The organism is Chromobacterium sp. Panama (assembly GCF_003052555.1).
GTDB lineage: Bacteria > Pseudomonadota > Gammaproteobacteria > Burkholderiales > Chromobacteriaceae > Chromobacterium.
The window spans coordinates 2,620,708-2,639,751 of sequence record NZ_QARX01000001.1 but is presented as its reverse complement, the minus strand read 5'-3'; the positions used below and the strand labels follow the sequence as shown (position 1 = coordinate 2,639,751).

At 64.0% G+C, this 19,044-nt stretch carries 23 protein-coding genes; all 23 read left to right on the top strand.

Annotated elements, in window-relative coordinates; all coding sequences use genetic code 11:
* Positions 1-29 precede the first annotated feature (29 nt).
* Positions 30-527, top strand: coding sequence for a low molecular weight protein-tyrosine-phosphatase (locus DB032_RS11825; protein WP_255411647.1), 498 nt, complete (start codon positions 30-32; stop codon positions 525-527).
* Between the two features lie 70 nt (positions 528-597).
* Positions 598-1,305: a chemotaxis protein CheB gene (locus tag DB032_RS11820; RefSeq protein ID WP_107799667.1), complete on the top strand. Its 708-nt coding sequence runs from the start codon at positions 598-600 to the stop codon at positions 1,303-1,305.
* Positions 1,306-1,327: 22 nt separating this feature from the next.
* Positions 1,328-2,704 (top strand): sigma-54 dependent transcriptional regulator, encoded by a 1,377-nt coding sequence (locus DB032_RS11815; RefSeq protein ID WP_107799666.1) that lies wholly within the window; start codon positions 1,328-1,330, stop codon positions 2,702-2,704.
* A gap of 2 nt (positions 2,705-2,706) precedes the next feature.
* A complete protein-coding gene (fliE, locus tag DB032_RS11810; RefSeq protein ID WP_019099998.1) occupies positions 2,707-3,027 on the top strand; it encodes a flagellar hook-basal body complex protein FliE in 321 nt (106 codons plus the stop codon).
* A 101-nt stretch (positions 3,028-3,128) separates the two neighbouring features.
* Complete coding sequence (fliF, locus tag DB032_RS11805; protein ID WP_227107856.1) at positions 3,129-4,823, top strand: flagellar basal-body MS-ring/collar protein FliF; 1,695 nt, start codon at positions 3,129-3,131, stop codon at positions 4,821-4,823.
* Positions 4,816-5,814, top strand: a complete 999-nt coding sequence (gene fliG, locus DB032_RS11800) for a flagellar motor switch protein FliG (RefSeq protein WP_048413990.1) — start codon at positions 4,816-4,818, stop codon at positions 5,812-5,814. Before fliF ends, fliG begins: the two co-directional genes overlap by 8 nt.
* Entirely contained in the window at positions 5,795-6,622 is an 828-nt protein-coding gene (locus DB032_RS11795) for a flagellar assembly protein FliH (RefSeq protein ID WP_107799664.1), read from the top strand. The genes fliG and DB032_RS11795 overlap by 20 nt, the downstream gene beginning before the upstream one ends.
* Positions 6,603-7,997, top strand: a complete 1,395-nt coding sequence (fliI, locus tag DB032_RS11790; protein WP_107799663.1) for a flagellar protein export ATPase FliI — start codon at positions 6,603-6,605, stop codon at positions 7,995-7,997. Before DB032_RS11795 ends, fliI begins: the two co-directional genes overlap by 20 nt.
* Before the next feature lie 30 nt (positions 7,998-8,027).
* Complete coding sequence (gene fliJ / locus DB032_RS11785) at positions 8,028-8,456, top strand: flagellar export protein FliJ (protein ID WP_227107862.1); 429 nt, start codon at positions 8,028-8,030, stop codon at positions 8,454-8,456.
* Positions 8,457-8,529: 73 nt separating this feature from the next.
* The gene (locus DB032_RS11780) at positions 8,530-9,471 is read left to right on the top strand and encodes a flagellar hook-length control protein FliK (RefSeq protein ID WP_146176653.1); all 942 of its coding nucleotides are present in this window, start codon (positions 8,530-8,532) and stop codon (positions 9,469-9,471) included.
* Positions 9,472-9,637: 166 nt separating this feature from the next.
* Positions 9,638-10,099, top strand: a complete 462-nt coding sequence (locus DB032_RS11775; RefSeq protein ID WP_227107866.1) for a flagellar basal body-associated FliL family protein — start codon at positions 9,638-9,640, stop codon at positions 10,097-10,099.
* Between the two features lie 5 nt (positions 10,100-10,104).
* Positions 10,105-11,106 (top strand): flagellar motor switch protein FliM, encoded by a 1,002-nt coding sequence (gene fliM / locus DB032_RS11770; protein ID WP_048413985.1) that lies wholly within the window; start codon positions 10,105-10,107, stop codon positions 11,104-11,106.
* A 29-nt stretch (positions 11,107-11,135) separates the two neighbouring features.
* On the top strand, positions 11,136-11,585 hold the full coding sequence (fliN, locus tag DB032_RS11765) for a flagellar motor switch protein FliN (protein WP_048414031.1): 450 nt from the start codon (positions 11,136-11,138) through the stop codon (positions 11,583-11,585).
* An 11-nt stretch (positions 11,586-11,596) separates the two neighbouring features.
* A complete protein-coding gene (gene fliO, locus DB032_RS11760; protein ID WP_233246691.1) occupies positions 11,597-12,046 on the top strand; it encodes a flagellar biosynthetic protein FliO in 450 nt (149 codons plus the stop codon).
* Positions 12,043-12,789, top strand: a complete 747-nt coding sequence (gene fliP / locus DB032_RS11755; protein ID WP_107799658.1) for a flagellar type III secretion system pore protein FliP — start codon at positions 12,043-12,045, stop codon at positions 12,787-12,789. The genes fliO and fliP overlap by 4 nt, the downstream gene beginning before the upstream one ends.
* Before the next feature lie 71 nt (positions 12,790-12,860).
* Positions 12,861-13,130: a flagellar biosynthesis protein FliQ gene (gene fliQ / locus DB032_RS11750; protein WP_019099986.1), complete on the top strand. Its 270-nt coding sequence runs from the start codon at positions 12,861-12,863 to the stop codon at positions 13,128-13,130.
* The gene (fliR, locus tag DB032_RS11745) at positions 13,130-13,906 is read left to right on the top strand and encodes a flagellar biosynthetic protein FliR (RefSeq protein WP_107799657.1); all 777 of its coding nucleotides are present in this window, start codon (positions 13,130-13,132) and stop codon (positions 13,904-13,906) included. Before fliQ ends, fliR begins: the two co-directional genes overlap by 1 nt.
* Before the next feature lie 97 nt (positions 13,907-14,003).
* Positions 14,004-14,729, top strand: a complete 726-nt coding sequence (locus tag DB032_RS11740; RefSeq protein WP_107799656.1) for a YebC/PmpR family DNA-binding transcriptional regulator — start codon at positions 14,004-14,006, stop codon at positions 14,727-14,729.
* 297 nt (positions 14,730-15,026) lie between these two features.
* Positions 15,027-15,914, top strand: a complete 888-nt coding sequence (locus tag DB032_RS11735; protein WP_107799655.1) for a ribokinase — start codon at positions 15,027-15,029, stop codon at positions 15,912-15,914.
* Positions 15,911-16,309 carry a D-ribose pyranase gene (gene rbsD / locus DB032_RS11730; RefSeq protein WP_107799654.1) on the top strand — a complete coding sequence of 133 codons (399 nt, stop codon included), beginning with the start codon at positions 15,911-15,913 and terminating at the stop codon, positions 16,307-16,309. Before DB032_RS11735 ends, rbsD begins: the two co-directional genes overlap by 4 nt.
* Before the next feature lie 11 nt (positions 16,310-16,320).
* The gene (locus DB032_RS11725) at positions 16,321-17,439 is read left to right on the top strand and encodes a sugar ABC transporter ATP-binding protein (RefSeq protein WP_304529381.1); all 1,119 of its coding nucleotides are present in this window, start codon (positions 16,321-16,323) and stop codon (positions 17,437-17,439) included.
* Positions 17,440-17,464: 25 nt separating this feature from the next.
* On the top strand, positions 17,465-17,815 hold the full coding sequence (locus DB032_RS24800; protein ID WP_304529380.1) for an ATP-binding cassette domain-containing protein: 351 nt from the start codon (positions 17,465-17,467) through the stop codon (positions 17,813-17,815).
* Positions 17,816-17,881: 66 nt separating this feature from the next.
* On the top strand, positions 17,882-18,820 hold the full coding sequence (locus tag DB032_RS11720; protein ID WP_019099980.1) for an ABC transporter permease: 939 nt from the start codon (positions 17,882-17,884) through the stop codon (positions 18,818-18,820).
* Positions 18,821-19,044 lie beyond the last annotated feature (224 nt).

Here is a 19,044-nt window from a genome sequence, read left to right as displayed (position 1 = left end):
TGAATAAAAATAGAGAGCCGAAGCCGTCCATGAGCCAGAACGATTGCTTGTCCATTTTATTTGTTTGCATGGGAAACATCTGCCGGTCGCCAACGGCGGAAGGGGTGATGCGCGCCAAGCTGAAGCGCGCGGGCCTGGAGGCGCGGATTGATGTGGAGTCGGCGGGCACGCACGGCTACCATGTCGGCGAAGCGCCGGACCGGCGCACCTGTCAGGCGGCGCTGCGTCGCGGCTACGACCTGTCCGATTTGCGGGCAAGACAGGTGGAGGCGCGCGATTTCGAGCGTTTCGACTGGATTTTGGCCGCCGACCGGCAAAATTTGGCTTTGTTAAATACCCAATGTCCGCCATCCTATCGGGGCAAGCTGCATTTGCTGCTGGAGCCGCTGTCCGGCGCCGCCCGCGACGTGCCCGATCCCTATTACGGCGGCGCAGGCGGTTTCGACACCGTGCTGGATCTGGTGGAGGCGGCTTGCGACGCCTGGCTGGCCCGCATCGCGGACGCCGAAACGGAGCCGGCGCCATGAAGCCGTTTGACGCGGCGGCGCCGCGCGCGCGGGCTGTTTTTACAATAACCAGAGAAAGCCAAGGACGCGTATGGGGCAGCTGACGAGGGGAAACGCGGCCAAGAAGCCGCTGGACGTAGTGCCCAGCCACAACGCCGACATTATCTTGCCCAAGCAGGCCGGCAAAGTGCCCTTGGCCAGCCAGGCGGTGATCGTCATCGGCTCTTCCACCGGCGGTACGGAGGCGCTGCGCACCTTGCTGACCGCGCTGCCGGTCTCGATGCCGCCCATCCTGATCACCCAGCATATGCCGGAGATGTTCACCCATTCCTTCGCCACGCGTCTGAACACCTTGTGCAAGCTGACGGTGAAGGAAGCCGAGGACAATGAACGGCTGCAAAACGGCACCGTCTACATTGCGCCCGGCCATTCCCATCTGCTGATCAAGCCGGCGCCCACCATAGGCTACGCCATCGGCCTGCACGCCGGGCCGCCGGTCAACCGGCATCGCCCGTCCGTGGACGTGCTGTTCCGCTCCGCTGCCAATCTGGTGGGCAAGAACTGTATCGGCGTGATCCTGACCGGCATGGGGCGGGACGGCGCCAGCGGCATGCTGGAGCTCAAGCAGGCCGGCGCCTGGAACATCGCCCAGGACGAAGCCAGCTGTGTGGTGTTCGGCATGCCCAAGGAGGCCATTGCCATGGGCGGCGCGCACGAAGTGCTGGCCTTGGAAAGCATCGCCACGCGTTTGTCGGTGCTGGCCACGCAAAAGCAACAACAAGCCGGCGGCTCGGCTTAACCCTCTGATAGAACAAGAAGACATGAAGTATCTCCCTATTCTGGTGGTGGAAGACGACGCGGACCTGCGCGAAGCCATCGTCGACACCCTAAGCCTGGCCGGTTATCCCACCTTGGAGGCCGGCGACGGCGCCGCGGCCCTGGCCAAATTGAAAGAAGCCCCGGTGGGGCTGATCGTATCCGACGCCCAGATGGCGCCGATGGACGGCTACGCGTTGTTCGAGGAAGCGAAAAAACGCTATCCCGGCGTGCCCTTCATCCTGATGACCGCCTACGGCGTCATCGAAAGGGCGATTGAACTGCTGCGCGCGGGCGCCGCGCATTACCTGCTCAAGCCTTTCGAGCCGGCCAGCCTGATCGCCGAAGTGGAAAAGCATTTACTGCGCATGCCCAGCGAGACGAGCGGCGAGGTGGTGGCCGAGTCCGCCGCGATGCGGCAGCTGTTCGCGCTGGCCGGCCGCGTGGCCGGCAGCGACGTCAGCGTGATGATCTCCGGCCCCAGCGGCGTGGGCAAGGAAGTGCTGGCGCGTTACATCCATCGGCACTCCAAGCGCTGCGAAGGGCCTTTCGTCGCGGTCAACTGCGCGGCCATCCCGGAAAACCTGCTGGAGTCCACCTTGTTCGGCCATGAGCGCGGCGCGTTCACCGGCGCGGCCCAGGCCTTGCCGGGCAAGTTCGAACAGGCGCAGGGCGGCACCATCCTGCTGGACGAAGTCACCGAGATGCCGTTGTCGCTGCAGGCCAAGCTGCTGCGCGTGCTGCAGGAGCGGGAAGTGGAGCGCGTCGGCGGCACGCGCACCCTGAAGCTGGACATCCGCGTGCTGGCCACGTCCAACCGCGATTTGCAGGCCGCGGTGGACGCGGGGCAATTTCGCGAGGACCTGTATTTCCGTTTGAACGTGTTCCCGATGCGCATCCCCGCGCTGGCCGAGCGACGCGACGATATTCTGCCGCTGGCACGAATCATGCTTAAAAAGTACGCAGAGGCCGCCGGAAGAGGCAATCTGATCCTGTCCGAGGATGCGGAACGTCATTTGACGGCCTATAGTTGGGAGGGTAACATCCGCGAACTGGAGAATGTGGTGCAGCGGGCGGTGATTCTTGCCGCCGGGGCGGAAATTTTTGCCGCCGACCTGCTGCTGGATCACGACTCCGGCGCGGCTCAGGTTACCCGGACAGCGTCTGAAAAAGACTATTCCGTGTCGGATGAAACCGACATGAAAACGCTAGAGAAACGCCATATTCTGGAAACCTTGACCGCAGTGGGCGGCGTCAAGAAGCTGGCCGCGGAAAAACTGGGCATCAGCGAGCGCACCTTGCGCTATAAATTGCAGCGTTACCGTGATGAAGACGCAGCCGACGGATGTCAGGAGGTTCCAGATGGAAATGGCTTGGAGTAACCATGTCAGTGCCAAATATCGATCAACTGTTGGGCGAGCTGCGCACCGCCTCGGCCCTGGCCGCGGGCAAGCCCGCCGCTACGGCCCCGGAAGCGTCCCAGGTGGACTTCTCCGCTGTGCTAAAGTCCACCTTGGAGCAGGTGAATTCGGCGCAGCAGACTTCGCAGGAGATGCAGAAGCAATTTGAATTGGGTGACGAGGGGGTCAACCTGCAGGACGTGATGGTGTCGCTGCAGAAAGCCAGCCTGTCGTTCCAGACCATGGTTCAGGCGCGCAACAAGCTGGTCACCGCCTATCAGGAAATCATGAATACCCAAGTCTAGCGCTGCCGGACCCGACCAGCCGGCGGCGGTGGGCTCGAACCTAAAACCACTGTATGGCTGACCTGGCAGAAGAAAACGCTACGCCCGTTTGGCGAAGCCGCATGAATGAAGCGTCCGATCGCTTCAAAGCGCTTCCCAACAATAAAAAAGTCCTGTTCCTCGCGGCGGTAGCCGCCATTTTCGCTGTTATCGTGGGCGCGGTGGTGTTGAACCGCACGCCCAGCTATAAAGTCCTGTTCTCCAATATCTCCGACCGCGACGGCGGGCAGGTGGCCGCTTCGCTGCAGCAGATGAACGTGCCGTATCAGTTGGGCGAGGGCGGCACCATCTCCGTGCCCTCGGACAAGGTCTACGACGCGCGCCTGAAGCTGGCGGCGCAAGGCCTGCCCAAGGCCGGCGGCGTCGGTTTCGAACTGATGGACAATCAGAAGTTCGGCATCAGCCAGTTCGCCGAGCAAGTCAATTACCAGCGCGCCATCGAGGGCGAGCTGGCGCGCACCATTGAAGCGGTGGGCTCGGTGGAGACCGCCCGCGTCCATATCGCCATTCCCAAGCAAAGCGTCTTCGTGCGCGAACAGCAGCAGCCCACCGCCTCGGTGATGCTGAGCCTGTTCCGCGGCCGCATGCTGGACGCCGGGCAGATCGCCGGTATTTTGCACCTGGTGTCCAGCTCGGTGCCCAATCTGCCGGTCAAGAACGTCACCATCGTCGATCAGGACGGCAATCTGCTGTCCAAACAGAACGGGCCGGACGAGAACTCGGGCCTGGATCAGCGTCAGCTGGGCTATGTGCGCCAGGTGGAAGAGGGCTACGTCAAGCGCATCGAAGATATCCTGGAGCCGATCTTCGGCAAGGGCAATTCTCGCGCCCAGGTCACCGCCAGCGTCGATTTCGCCGAGGTGGAGCAGACCTCGGAAACCTTCAAGCCCAATTCCAGCCCCAATCCGTCCTCCACCCGCAGCCAGCAGATCAGCGAAAAGCTGAACAACGGCGCGGCGTTGCCTTCCGGCGTGCCGGGGGCCTTGTCCAATCAGCCGCCGTCGGCCGCCTCCGCTCCGATCACCTTGCCGCCGGGCGCCGCGCCGGGCACCGCCACGCTGTCCGGCCAGACCATGGGCGCGTCCGGTACGCTGCAACGCGACATCACCACCAATTACGAAGTCGACAAGACCATCCAGCACACCAAGATGCCACAGGGCGGCGTCAAGCGCCTATCGGCCGCCGTGGTGGTCAATTACCGGCGCATGCCGGACAAGAACGGCGAAATGAAGCCGACGCCGCTGACCCCGCAGGAGGTCCAGCAGATCAATAATCTGGTCAAGGAGGCGATGGGCTTCAACACCCAGCGCGGCGACACCCTGAACGTGGTCAACGCCGCCTTCGCCGACGCCGAAGTGCCGGCGACGCTGCAGGAAAAAGTCACCGACTACGTGGCCAGCAACGGCTCCAGCCTGATCAAGTACGGCCTGCTGACCATCGCGGTGCTCTACCTGCTGTTCGGCGTGGTGCGGCCCATCATGCGCGATCTGGTCAAGCCGCCGGCGCCGGCCAAGGGCAGCGAAGAAGAGGCCGCGGCGCAGGCCGCCGCCGCGGGCGGCCGCCTGCTGGGCGTGGCCGGAGAAGAAGGCGAGGAGGGCGCGGCCGGTCACGCCGGCGGCGCCGCGGGCGGCGGCGATCCGCGCGAAGCGCAGATGCGGCAATACACCACCAATCTGGAAGCGGTGCGTGAAATGGTGAAATCCGATCCGCGCATGGCGGCCCAGATCATCAAGGAATGGATAAGCGCCGATGAGTGAGAACGGAGTGCGCAAAAGCGCGGTGTTGCTGTTCAGCCTGGGGCAGGCCGAGGCGGTGGAGGTGTTCAAATACCTCGGTCCCAAGGAAGTGCAGAAAATTTCGCTGGCGATGGCGGCGATCAATAATCTGAGCTACGAACAGATCGACGAGGTGGTCAGCGAATTCAAGGGCGAGTGCGCGGCGCGCGCCAGCATCGGCGCGTCCGACGAATACCTGCGCAATGTGCTGATCGAGGCGCTGGGCCCGGACAAGGCGGCCAACCTGCTGGACAAGATCATGCAGGGCAACGACCACAGCGGCATCGAAAGCCTGAAGTGGATGGACCCTTCTTCCGCCGCGGACCTGATCCGCAACGAGCACCCGCAGATCATCGCCACCATCCTGGTGCATCTGGAGCCGGATCTGTCCAGCTCCATTCTGTCCTTCTTCCCGGAGCGGATGCGCAACGAAGTGCTGATCCGGACCGCCACGCTGGAGGGCGTGCAGCCGCAGGCGCTGCGCGAACTGAACGACGTGCTGACCCAGCTCTTGTCCGGTTCCGACCGCATCAAGAAGAGCGCGGCCGGTGGCATTGGCCTGACCGCGGAAATCCTCAACTTCATGGGCTCCAACGTCGAGGCCGCCGCGCTCAACTACATCCGCGAGTACGACCCGGAACTGGCTCAGCGCATTCAGGACAAGATGTTCGTGTTCGAGAACATCCTGGAAATCGACGACCGTTCGATCCAGACGATTCTGCGCGAAGTGCAGTCCGATTCTCTGGTCATCGCGCTCAAAGGCACCAGCGCCGAGCTCAAGGACAAAATCTTCCGCAATATGTCGCAGCGGGCCGCGGAAATGCTGCGCGACGACCTGGAGTCCAAGGGCCCGGTCAAGCTGTCCGAAGTGGAGGCCGAGCAGAAGGAAATCCTCAAGGTGGTGCGCAAGCTCGCCGACGACGGCCAGATCGTGCTAGGCAGCAAGGGCGGTGATGAAGGTCTCGTCGAGTAATCCCATCATCCCCGGCGAGGAGCTGGAGGGCTGGAGCAGTTGGAGTCCCAACGCGCTGGACGGCCTGACCCAGAGACTGACGCCGGTGCAACTGATGGAGCTGGCGCAGCAGCGCCGCCGCCAGCAGGAGCAGGCGCAGGCGGAGTCCGCCGCCGAGCCGGCCCCGGCCGAGCCCGAAGCGGAAACCGGCGGGGCCGAAAACGAGCGCGCGGTCAGCGGTTATCCCACCGCGGCGGAGCTGGAAGCCATCCATCAGGAAGCCTGGCAGTCCGGTCATGAGGCCGGGGAGGAAGCCGGCCGCGCCGCCGGTTATCAAGAAGGTTTGACCGCCGGGCGCGAGCAGGGTCTGGCCGAGGTGCGCGCCGAGCAGGAGGCCCGCTTCGCCGCGGCCTGGCAGCCGCTGCAAGCGCTGGCGGCAGGGCTGGCGCAAGATATTTCCCGTTTTGAAACCGAATTGTCGGCGGACTGGCTGGCGCTGGCGCTGGAACTCGCCGGCCAGTTGAGCCATGGGCTGGCGCGGCAGAATCCTTTGTTGATTCAGGAGTTGCTGCGCGAGGCGCTGGAGGACTTGCCGGCCACGCTGGCTCAGGCGCGGCTGCGCTTGAACCCGGCGGATCTGGCCGTGGCGCGGGAGTTTCTGGCCCAGGAGACGCCGGAAACCCAGTGGCAATGGATAGAGGATCCGGAAGTGGAGCGCGGCGGCTGCGTGATAGACACCGCGGCGTTGCGGCTGGATCTGACCATGAACACCCGCATCGCCGCCATGCGCAAAGCCTTGGGAATGGACGATGAGCCCGCTGCTGATTGAGCGCCAGCGCGCCTGGCTGCGCGATTGCGCGGACAGCGCGCGCGCCGCCAAGCTGTGGCAGCCCTGTGGCAAGCTGGTGCGCGTCACCGGCATGGTAATGGAAGCGGTGGGCCTCAAGCTGCCGGTGGGCAGCGCCTGCCAGGTGGCCCTGGCGGATAAGCGCCTGGTGGAAGCCGAGGTGGTGGGCTTCTCCGGCGACAAAGTCTTTCTGATGCCGCTGAGCAATGTGCATGGCTTGCTGCCGGGCACGCCGGTGATGCCGCTGACGCCGCAGCACCCGCCGCAATTCGGCAAGACCCGGGCCCAGGCCGCCGGCGACGGCGCGTCCGGCCGCATGGTGCCGGTGGGGCTCAGCCTGTTGGGCCGGGTGCTGGACTCGCTGGGCCGGCCGCTGGACGGCAAGGGCGACATTCATCCCGACGCTTGGTTTCCCTTGCACAGCCAGCCGATGAACCCGCTGGACCGATCGCCGGTGCGCGATGTGCTGGATGTCGGCGTGCGCGCCATCAACGGCCTGTTGACGGTGGGGCGCGGTCAGCGTCTGGGCCTGTTCGCCGGCTCCGGCGTGGGCAAATCGGTGTTGCTGGGCATGATGGCGCGCTTCACCAAGGCCGACGTGGTGGTGGTGGGCCTGATCGGCGAGCGCGGCCGCGAGGTCAAGGACTTCATCGAAAACATTCTCGGCGACGAGGGCATCGCCCGCTCGGTGGTGGTGGCCGCGCCGGCGGACATGCCGCCGCTGATGCGGCTGCACGGCGCCGCCTACGCCACCGCGCTGGCCGAGTATTTCCGCGCCCAGGGCCTGGACGTATTGCTGCTGATGGACTCGGTGACCCGTTACGCGATGGCGCAACGCGAGATCGCGCTGGCCATCGGCGAGCCGCCGGTGACCAAGGGCTATCCGCCGTCGGTGTTCGCGCGTCTGCCGCAATTGATCGAGCGCGCCGGCAACGCCGCCGAGGGCGGCGGCTCCATCACCGGCTTCTACACGGTGCTGTCCGAGGGCGACGATCAGCAGGATCCGATCGCGGACTCGGCGCGCGCCATTCTGGACGGCCACTTCGTGCTGTCGCGCGAACTGGCCGAATCCGGCCACTATCCGTCCATCGACATCGAACAGTCCATCAGCCGGGTGATGGTGGACGTGGTGCCGCAGTCGCAGATGGCTTTGGCCCGGCAATTCAAGCAGCTGTATTCGCGCTATCAGCGCAACCGCGATCTGATCAGCGTCGGCGCCTATGTGCCGGGCTCGGATCCGGTATTGGACGAGGCGATGCGGCGTCAGCTGCCCATGGTCGGTTTTCTGACCCAGCCTATGCATGAGTCGCAGGATTTTCCGTCCAGCTGCGAACAATTGCAGGGCGTGTTGTCCTGAGGCTGAGCCGTGGCGGAGAGCAAATACCTGTTGTTGATTCGCTTGGCCGAGGACAAGCAGAAGGCCGCCGCCGAACGCATGCGGCTGGCGCAAGGCCGTCTGGCGGACGCCCGTTCGCGTCAGGAGCAGCTGGACGCGTTTCGCGGCGAGTACCGGCAACGGCTGACCAGCCGCGGCGCTCAGGGCATCAGCGCTTTGCAGTATCAGGATTTTCAGCGTTTTCTCGCCCGTCTGGACGAGGCCATGGTGCAACAGCAGGGCGAGGTGGAGCGCTGCACCCAGCGTTTCTTGCTGGAGCGTCAGGCCTGGCAGCATGAATACAAAAAGCTCAAGGCCTATGAAAAACTGCTGCAGCGGGAGCAGGAGCGCGCCGCCGTGCGCGAGGCGCGGCTGCAGCAAAAGGCCAGCGACGAATTCGCCACTCGGCGTTTCTGGGACAGCACCCACGGCGAGGAATAAGGTCTTGCTCAAAGGCCGGCGCTTGGCACGCTAGTTGCTTTATTGTCTGCGTCTTACTTGTAGAGAGTCGGCCATGACGACACCTGTGAACGCAGCCGCGGCCAATCCGGTCGGCGGCAAAGCCAATATGCCGGGCGGCAATCTGGCCACTGCCGGCGATACCGGCGCCGGCGACCTGTTCGCCAGCCTGCTGGGGCTGCAGATGAGCGCCTTGGGCAGCTCCTTCCTGCCGGGCGCCAACGCCGATCCGCTGGCGGACGCAGGCCTGGACAAGGATAAGCCGGCCAAGGGCGAGGACGGCCAGGCGCAGGCGACGCCCTTGACGGGCATGCCGCTGATGGCCGCCGCGCAGCAGCCCGTCCAGCAGCAGGCGATGGCCGCGCCGCGGGCCAGCGGCGATTTGCCGACCGGCGCCAAGCCGGTGGATCTCAAGCCGGACGTCGCCGCGACCCTGCCCGCCGCTCTTGGCAAGACCCGCAACCTGCCCCTGCAGGCGCAGCAAAATTTGCCGGAAGACGGCAAGGTCCTGCCGCAGTTTTTGCCGCTCCAGGGGCATGAACAGCTGGCGGTCAAGCAAACGGCGCCCACGCCGGTGTTCACCGTGCAGCAGCCGGTGACCGATCCCAATTGGGCCAAGGCGATGAGCGAGCAGGTGATGGGCATGGTCAGCCTCAAGGCCGACAAGGCGCAGATCCAGTTGAATCCGCCGCAATTGGGGCCGATCGAGGTGACGCTGAAGATGAACGGCAACGACCAGGCCCAGGTATTGTTCGCCGCGGCGGTGCCGGCCACGCGCGAAGCGCTGGAAAACAATATGCACCGTCTGTCTTCCATGCTGGCCGCCGGCGGCATTCAGCTGACCGACGCGCAAGTGTCCAGCGGACAATCCGGACAGCAACAGCAGGCGTTTCAGCGCGGACAATCGCAGCGCGAGAACGAGAGCGCCGAGCCCGAGCCGATGGATGCATTGAGCAGCATCAAGGCCGCTCGAGGCATTCTCAGCATTTTCGCCTGATCATTTGTGATAATCTCCCCTGTTCAATTGGCATCTAAAATTAGAAAATATAGTGAAGAAATCGTTTAAGATTTCACTATGAACACCCAGTGAACAGGGCAGGTATATGGCAGAATATAAAAAAGCGGAAAAAGCAGAGAAAAAAGCAGGGGGCGGCGGCAAATTGATGCTGATCGTCATTGTGTTGCTGGTTCTGGTGTTGGCCGCGGTGGGGGGCTTGGCCGCTTACATGTTCACTAATATGAATAAACCGGCGGCGGCCGGCGAACATGCCGAGCAGACCAAGGAAAAACCCAAGAAGAAAAAAGAAGGTCCGCCGATCTTTGAAAAGCTGGACACTTTCGTGGTGAATCTGGCCGGTAACGACGGCTCCTTGCTGCAAGTGGACATGCAGGCGGAGCTGGCCGACGAGGAAGCCAAAAAGAAATTCACCGATTACGCGCCCAAGATTCGCAGCGCGCTGATCCTGCTGCTGTCGTCCAAGTCCGCGGTCGAGCTGGCGACGCCGGATGGCAAGGTGCGGCTGAAAGCCCAGGTCAAGCAGATCATCAATGAGTCGATGGACGCCGGCGAGGAGCAGCCGGTGGAAAGCGTGCTCTTCACTTCCTTCATCATCCAGAAGCAGTAAGCGGCATGGGCGACGATATTCTTTCCCAGGAAGAGGTAGATGCCCTACTCAGGGGCGTCTCCGGGGAGGATGAGGATGACAGCGGCGGCGGGGACGCGCAGGGCGTCCGCGGCTATGATATCGGCCGGCAAGAGCGCATTGTGCGCGGCCGGATGCCGACGCTGGAAATCATCAACGAGCGTTTCGCGCGCAATCTGCGCATCGGCCTGTTCAACTTCATCCGCCGCAACGCGGAAATCTCGGTTGGGCCGGTGCGGGTGCAGAAGTACAGCGAGTTCATCCGCAACCTGGTGGTGCCCACCAACCTCAACCTGGTGCACGTCAAGCCTTTGCGCGGCACCGGCTTGCTGATTTTCGACCCGGATCTGGTCTTTCTGATCGTCGATAATCTGTTCGGCAGCGACGGGCGCTACCATGTGCGGGTGGAAGGCCGCGACTTCACCCCCACCGAGCAGCGCATCATCCGCCGTTTGCTGGACGTGGTGTTCGTCGAATGCCAGAAGGCCTGGGAGCCGGTGCACCCGATCGAGTTCGTCTACCTGCGCTCCGAAATGAACACCCAGTTCGCCAACATCGCCACGCCCACCGAGGTGGTGGTGGCGATGACCTTCCATATCGAACTGGGCGCCGGAGGCGGCGATTTCCATATCTGTCTGCCGTATTCGATGGTGGAGCCCATCCGCGACATGCTGTCCAGCACCATGCAGGCGGACCGCACCGAGGTGGACAACCGCTGGGTCAACCTGATGACGCATCAGGTGCAGGCGGCGGAAGTGGAGCTGGTGGCGACCTTGGGCCAGACCAAGGTGACCTTGGGTCAGATTCTGAATTTGAAGAACGGCGACGTGGTGATGTTGGAGATTCCGGAACGGGTGGAGGCCGATGTGTCGGGCATTCCGGTGTTCGAGGCCAGCTACGGCACCGTGCAGGGGCGCTATGCGCTGAAGGTGGAGCAAGTGTTGGCCGGCGCGAATGATTTTCACGAGCCTCTGGGGGATAAAGAGTAATGAGCGAAGAAGAATTGCAAGCCGCGCAGATGGAGGCCGAAGCGGCCGCCGCCGCGGCAGCCGCCGCCGGCGGGGCCGGCGGCGAGGAAGAGATATCGATGGACGACTGGGCGGCCGCGATGGCCGAGCAGGAAGTGGTGGACGCGGCTCCCGAGGCGGTGCCGGCGCAGAACCTGTTCCAGGAACTGGGCGCGAGCACGTCCGGCGCCGGCGTGCCGCAGAACCTGGACATGATTCTGGACATCCCGGTGCAATTGACCGTGGAACTGGGCCGCACCAAGATCGCCATCCGCAACCTGCTGCAATTGGCGCAGGGCTCGGTGGTGGAACTGGACGGCATGGCGGGCGAGCCGATGGACGTGCTGGTCAACGGCTGCCTGATCGCCCAGGGCGAGGTGGTGGTGGTCAACGACAAGTTCGGCATCCGGCTGACCGATATCATCACGCCCGCGGAGCGCATTCGCCGCCTGCAAAAATGACGAGGTCAGCCATGTTTGCGATGACGCGCCGTGCAGTGCAGGGCGCTTTTTATTTGGCGGCGTCCAGTCTGGCCGCCGCGGCCACCGTCGCGCCGCCGGCGGCCGCGCCGTCGCCGTTCATGAGTTTGTTGCAGGTCTTGTTTGGCCTGGCAGTGGTGCTGGGCGCCATCGTCGGCATGGCCTGGCTGTTCAAACGGCTGTCCGGCGGCATGCTGGGCGCGTCCAACCGCCTGAAGGTGGTGAGCGGCACCATGGTGGGGCCCAAGGAGCGCGTGGTGATCGTGGAGCTGGAGGGCGAGTGGCTGGTGCTGGGCGTGACGCCGCAGCAAGTCAATCTGCTGAGCAAGCTGCCGCGGCCGGAAGGCGCGGAAACCGAGGTCGCGCCGGCGGCGGAGCCGTTTGCGCGCTGGTTGAAGGCGGCGATGGACAAGAACCGCAAGGACAAGGCGGGGCCGCGATGAAGCGCTGTCTCCGATACGGCGCCTTGGCCTTGCTGGCGACGCCCTTGATCGCGGACGCGGCCGGCGGCCTGCCGATGATGAGCAGCACGCCGGCGGCCGGCGGCGGGCAGAATTACTCCCTCAGCCTGCAGATGTTGCTGTTCATGACCGGGCTGACCTTCATCCCGGCGATGATGCTGATGATGACGGCCTTTACCCGCATCATCATCGTGATGTCCTTGCTGCGCCAGGCGATGGGCACCATGCAGTCGCCGCCCAACCAGGTGATCGTCGGCTTGTCGCTGTTTCTGACCCTGTTCGTGATGGGGCCGACCTTCGATCAGGTCTACGCCAAGGCCTGGGTGCCGTTCTCCGACGACAAGATCACGCTGCAACAGGCGGTGGACGAGGCCAGCAAGCCGATGAAGGCCTTTATGCTGCGCCAGACCCGGGAGAAGGATCTGGCCTTCTTCATCGAGATTTCCCAATCGGAAAAGCCGCAAACCAAGGCCGACGTGTCGATGAAGACCCTGGTGCCGGCCTATGTGATCAGCGAGCTGAAAACCGCGTTTCAGATCGGCTTCATGGTGTTCATTCCCTTCCTGATAATCGATCTGGTGGTGGCCAGCATCCTGATGGCCATGGGCATGATGATGGTGTCGCCGGTGACCATCTCGCTGCCGTTCAAGCTGATGCTGTTCGTGCTGGTGGACGGCTGGACCTTGCTGATGGGCTCGCTGGTGCAGAGCTTCTATACTGGCTGAGGCGGCATGATGGCTTGTGACTGGAAACGTCGCCGGGTGGTGCCCGGCGTTTTAGGCGAGGAGCGGGCGGCATGAGTCCGGAGCTGATTATCAATATCGTGCAGAACGCGCTGTACATCCTGATCATCGTCGCGGCGCCGGTGTTGCTGGTGTCGCTGCTGGTGGGCCTGCTGGTCAGCGTGCTGCAGGCGGCGACTCAGATCAACGAGATGACGCTGACCTTCATTCCCAAGCTGCTGGCGATGTTCCTGGTGCTGGTGCTGGCCGGGCCGTGGATGTTGAACACGCTGATCGAGTACACCACGCGGCTGTTCCAGAGCATTCCGCACGTGATCGGCTGATGCTGAGCATTTCCGACGCGCAGATCAACGCGCTGGTGGCCATGTTCGTCTGGCCGTTCGCGCGCATCGTCGGCCTGCTGCTGGTGGAGCCGGTGTTCGCCTATCGCGGCGTGCCGCGCCGTTTCAAGGCCGGCTTCGCGCTGATCCTCACCGTGATGCTGGCGCCCTTGCTGCCGCCGCTGCCCGCGGTGCCGCTGGTGTCGGCTGAGGGCATCGCCATCCTGTTGCAGCAGTTGTTGATCGGCCTGGCGATGGGCTTCGTCATGCGCATCGTGATTTCCGCGGTGGAAGTGGCCGGCTTCATCATGGGTTCGCAAACCGGCCTGGGTTTCGCCATGTTCTTCGACCCGATGCACTCGGCCCAGGTGCCGGTGGTGTCGCAGCTGCTGACCCTGTTCACCTTTCTATTGTTTCTGGCCTTCGACGGCCACCAGGTGGTGCTGTCCACCCTGGTGGAAAGCTATCGGGTGCTGCCGATAGGCATGAGCATGCCGGACCAGGGCATCAAGGCGCTGGCCCTGTGGGGCGGCCATCTGATCGAGTGGGGCGTCTGGCTGGCCATGCCGGTGATCGCGGCGCTGCTGATCACCAACCTGGCGATCGGGGTGATGACCCGCGCCGCGCCGCAGTTCAACATCTTCACTTTCGGTTTTCCGCTGACCCTGATGATAGGTTTCATCAGCATCTATCTGACTTTGCCGATGATGGTGCCGGTGCTGGAGCAGATGTACCAGGCCGGTTTCGAGATGATGCTGGCCATGCTCAAGGCCAAGTAGGCGGCCGCCATTCCTGTCCAGATTCAAGTTCTGCTAAAATAAGCGCCAATTTTGACTGAAAGGTCCGCAGTGGACCGGACAACAGACAGAGGCAACTATGGCAGGTCACAGTAAATGGGCTAACATCCAGCACCGCAAAGGTCGTCAGGATGCCAAACGTGGCAAGATCTTTACCCGCTTGATCAAGGAAATCACCGTTGCGGCCAAGATGGGCGGCGGGGACACCAATATGAACCCGCGCCTGCGCCTGGCGGTGGACAAGGCCAAGGCCGAGTCCATGCCCAAGGACAATATCGAGAACGCGATCAAGCGCGGCACCGGCCAGCTGGACGGCGTCGATTACGTGGAATGCCGCTACGAGGGCTACGGCATCGGCGGCGCGGCGGTGATGGTGGACTGTCTGACCGACAATAAGACCCGCACCGTGGCCGACGTGCGCCACGCTTTCTCCAAGTACGGCGGCAATATGGGCACCGACGGCTGCGTGTCCTTCCAGTTCAGCCATTGCGGCTATCTGGTGTTCGCGCCGGGCGTGGACGAGGACGCCTTGATGGAGGCCGCGCTGGAAAGCGGGGCGGAGGACGTGGTCGCCAATGACGACGGCTCCATCGAAGTGATCACCGGTCCGTACGAGTTCTCCGACGTCAAGGACGCGCTGGAAGCCAAGGGCTTCAAGGCGGAGATGGGCGAAGTGACGATGAAGCCGCAGAACGAGACCGAACTGTCCGGCGACGACGCCGCGCGCATGCAGAAGCTGCTGGACGCGCTGGAAGACCTGGACGATGTCCAGGACGTCTACACCTCCGCGGTGCTGGACGAGTAAGACGCGGACGCGGGGAGGCCACAGGCCCCGCGGCGGCAGGAAAAAGAAAGCTCCCCCAGGGGAGCTTTTTTTGCGTCCGGGCTGCGCGGCCCGTCTGTAGTTTTGCCACTACATTGAAGCTCGCCCGGCGTCAAGCACCGCCGAAGGGCTTGGCGCGGACTGTTGCATTTGCTGAACAGATTGAGTTTATCGCTTCCGGCGCGTGGGCGGCTCTGCTATAAAGCGTCAGCTGATTACGTTTTAGCAATTGACGCCGCCGGGCTGGCCGCGGCGTCGTTTGATCACGATGAGGAAATTATGACCCGGGTCCTGGTGGTGGGCAGTGTCAATATGGATCTGGTGGTGGAAGCGGAGCGCTATCCACGGCTGGGTGAAACCTTGTTTGGCAAGCGCTTTGCGTCCTATCCGGGCGGCAAGGGCGCCAATCAGGCGGTGGCCGCCGCGCGGCTGGGCGCGCAGGTGAGTTTGTTGGGTTGCGTGGGCCGCGATATGTTCGGCTCCCAGCTCAAGGAGACCTTGCGGGCCGAGGGCGTGGACATCGGCCGCTTGCGCGAGGCGGACGTGGCCACCGGGCTGGCGACGATTACCCTGGCCGAGGGCGACAACGCCATCGTGGTGGTGCCCGGCGCCAACCATCAGTTGCTGCCGGAGCATCTGGATCAGGACGAACAAGCCTTCCGCGACGCCGACGTGGTGCTGGCGCAGATGGAGGTGCCGCTGGCCACGGTGGAGCGCGCGGCCGAGCTGGCGCAACGCCACGGCAAGCCCTTTTTGCTGAATCCGGCGCCGGCCCGCCCCTTGCCGTCCAGCCTGCTGGAACGGACCGCCTTGTTGACGCCGAATGAACACGAGCTGGCGCAGGCGCTGGACGAGCAGGGCGATTGGCAAACGCTGATGCGTAAACTGCCGGGACGGGTGGCGATGACGCGCGGCAAGGACGGCGCTTATTTCTGCCGCGCCGACGGCAGCCTGCATCATCAAGCCGGCTTCGTGGTGTCCGCGGTGGACACCACCGGCGCCGGCGACACCTTCAACGGCGCCTTGGCCGCGTTCTGGCCGCAGGGCCTGGAGGCGGCGATGGCCTTGGCCTGCGCCGCGGCCGCGCTGTCGGTGACGCGATCCGGCGCGCAGAGCGGCATGCCGACGCTGGCCGCGCTGCAACAGATGCTGAAGGAACAGGCATGAAGCGGCTGGGACATCTGAACCGCGACATCGCGCGGGTATTGGCCGGCATGGGCCACACCGATAGTCTGGTGATCGCCGATTGCGGCCTGCCGATTCCGCCCGGCGTCGAATGCATAGACCTGAGCCTGCGCCTGGGCGTGCCGGAGTTTCCCAGCGTGCTGGACTCCATCCTGGCGGACTTCAAGGCGGAGCGGGCCTTGTTCGCCTCCGAATGCCTGCAGCACAGCCCGGCGGTGGAAGTGCTGGCCAACGATATGGCCGCGCACGGCGTGGCGGTGGAGTACGCGCCGCACGAGGAGTTCAAGCGCCGCTGCCGCGAGGCCAAGGCGGTGATCCGCACCGGCGAATGCACGCCGTACGCCAATGTGATCCTGTATTCCGGCGTGATCTTTTGAAGGGACGGGCGATGAAGGTAAGCATGCGCGGCATCAGCAAGGCCTTTGGTCCGGTCAAGGTGCTGGAGGCGGTGGATTTCACCGTGACGGGCGGCGAAGTGCATGCCTTGATGGGCGAGAACGGCGCCGGCAAATCCACCTTGATGAAGATTCTGTCCGGCGTCCATCAGGCCGACGCCGGAGAGATCCTGCTCAACGACCGGCCGGCGACGATACGCTCCACCACCGAGGCCGAAGCCCAGGGCATCGCCATCATCCATCAGGAACTGAATTTGATTCCGCAGCTGTCGGTGATGGAAAACCTGTTTCTGGGACGCGAACGCGAGCATAGCCGCTTCGGCGTGATCCGGCGCGCCGGCATGCGGCGCGAGGCTCGCCAGATTTTGCAGCAGCTGGGCGCCGGCCAGATCGACCCGGAGGCGGAGGCCGGCAAGCTGTCCATCGGCCAGCAGCAGATGGTGGAAATCGCCAAGGCCATGTCCTTGAACGCCAAGGTGCTGATCATGGACGAGCCGACCGCGGCTTTGACCGAGCGCGAGATCGAAGCCTTGTTCGTCTTCATGGAGCAGCTCAAGCGGCGCGGCGTGGCGATTGTCTACGTGTCGCATCGGATGGAGGAAATCTTCCGCGTCTGCGACAAGATCAGCGTGTTGCGCGACGGCTGCTTCGTCGGCGAGCGTCAGATCGCCGCCACTGATTTCGACGAAGTGGTGAGGCTGATGGTGGGCCGCGAGATCGGCGACCGTTTCCCCAAGCGCGCGTCCGCGCCCGGCGCGGTGCGTCTGGAAGTGGAAGGGCTGGCCGACGACGGCCGCATCCGGGACATCGGCTTCGAGGTCCGCGCCGGCGAGGTGCTGGGCGTGGCCGGTTTGATGGGGGCGGGCCGCAGCGAGATTCTCAATGTCTTGTTCGGCGTCCGGCCGCGTCGGCAGGGGCGGGTGAGGCTGGACGGCGCGGAGCTGGACATCCGCCGGCCCGGCGACGCCATCGCCGCCGGCATCGCCTACGTGACCGAAGACCGCAAGAGCCAGGGCCTGGTGCTGGGCATGTCGGTGCGGGAGAACGCCACCCTGGTGCATCTGCGCCGCCACGCGCGGCTGGGGGTGGTGAACCGCCGTTCCGAGAACTGAGGAGGCGCGACGGCTGATCGAGCAATTGCGCATCCGCACCCGCGACGCGGAACTGGACGTCAAATCCTTGTCCGGCGGCAATCAGCAAAAAGTGGTGTTCGCCAAGTGGCTGGCGGAGCCGCCCAAGCTGCTGTTGCTGGACGAGCCGACGCGCGGCGTCGACGTGGGCGGCAAGGCCGAGATTTACCACATCATCAATCAACTGGCCGCCGCCGGCGCGGCCATCGTCATGGTGTCGTCCGAATTGCCGGAGGTGATGGCGATGAGCGACCGCATCCTGGTGATACACGAGGGGCGCCGGGCCGGGCTGTTCGAGGCCGGCGCGGCGACGCAGGAAGACATCATGGCCGCGGCGGCCGGCGCGACGGCGGACTGAGCGTCGCCGCGCATTGAATATTCAGGTCGCGCCCATTGGGCGCAAGCAAGGGAAACGGTAAGCAAGATGACCCCGCAACAAAAAGCAACGCTGCAAAAACTCGGGCCTTTCATCGCCCTGCTGGCGATCTGCGCCGGCTTGTCGGTGATGAGCGCCGACTTCCTGACCATGGGCAATCTGCTCAATGTGATGCGCCAGGTCTCCATCAACGCCTTGATCGCCTTCGGCATGACCCTGGTCATCCTGCTGGGCGGCATCGATCTGTCCGTGGGTTCCATCCTGGCCTTGTCGTCGGTGCTGACCGCGATGCTGCTGCAAGCCGGCGTCGATCCGCTGCTGGCCACGCTGTTGGGCATTCTGTCCGGCGCGCTGATGGGCTGCTGCAACGGTCTGGTGATCAGCAAGGGCAAGGTGGCGCCCTTCATCGCCACGCTGGCGTCGATGACCATTCTGCGCGGCCTGTCGCTGGTGGCGTCCAACGGCAGCCCGATCACCGGCTTCGGCAGCGATATGTTCTCCATGCTGGGCGGCGGCTATGTGGCCGGCGTGGTGCCGGTGCCGGTGGTGTGGATGTTGCTGATGTTCGCCGGCTTCTGGTTCATGTTGAAGAAAACCGTTTTCGGCCGCCATGTCTACGCCACCGGCGGCAACGAGGAGTCCGCGCGGCTGTCCGGCGTCAAGGTGGACCGGGTCAAGATCTGGGTCTACACCTTGTCCGGCGCGCTGTCGGCGATGGCCGGCGCGGTGCTGACCTCGCGGCTGAATTCGGCGCAGCCCACCGCCGGCGCCGGCTACGAGCTGGACGCCATCGCCGCGGTGGTGCTGGGCGGCACCAGCCTGACCGGCGGCCGCGGCTGGATCGTGGGCACGCTGATCGGCGCCTTGCTGATCGGGGTATTGAACAACGGCCTTAATCTGCTGGGCGTATCGTCCTTCTATCAGCAGGTGATCAAGGGCGTGGTGATTCTGCTGGCGGTGCTGTTGGACCGCAGCGGCAAGAAGTAAGCACGTTTTCACGATCTCGCGAGCGAGACGAGACGAAAAAGGCTGAGGACGCGGCGCGCGAATCATGTCGCACCAGCATTCTGAAGCCGTTTTCAAGGCCGTGTCGTCGATGCGTGACAGATCGTGAACAGGTTCAGAGCGCGGCCCGCCAGCGGCGGGACAACAGCGCAAGCGACCATAACACTAGGGGAGTTTCAATATGCAGCGCTTTCATCACACTAGGG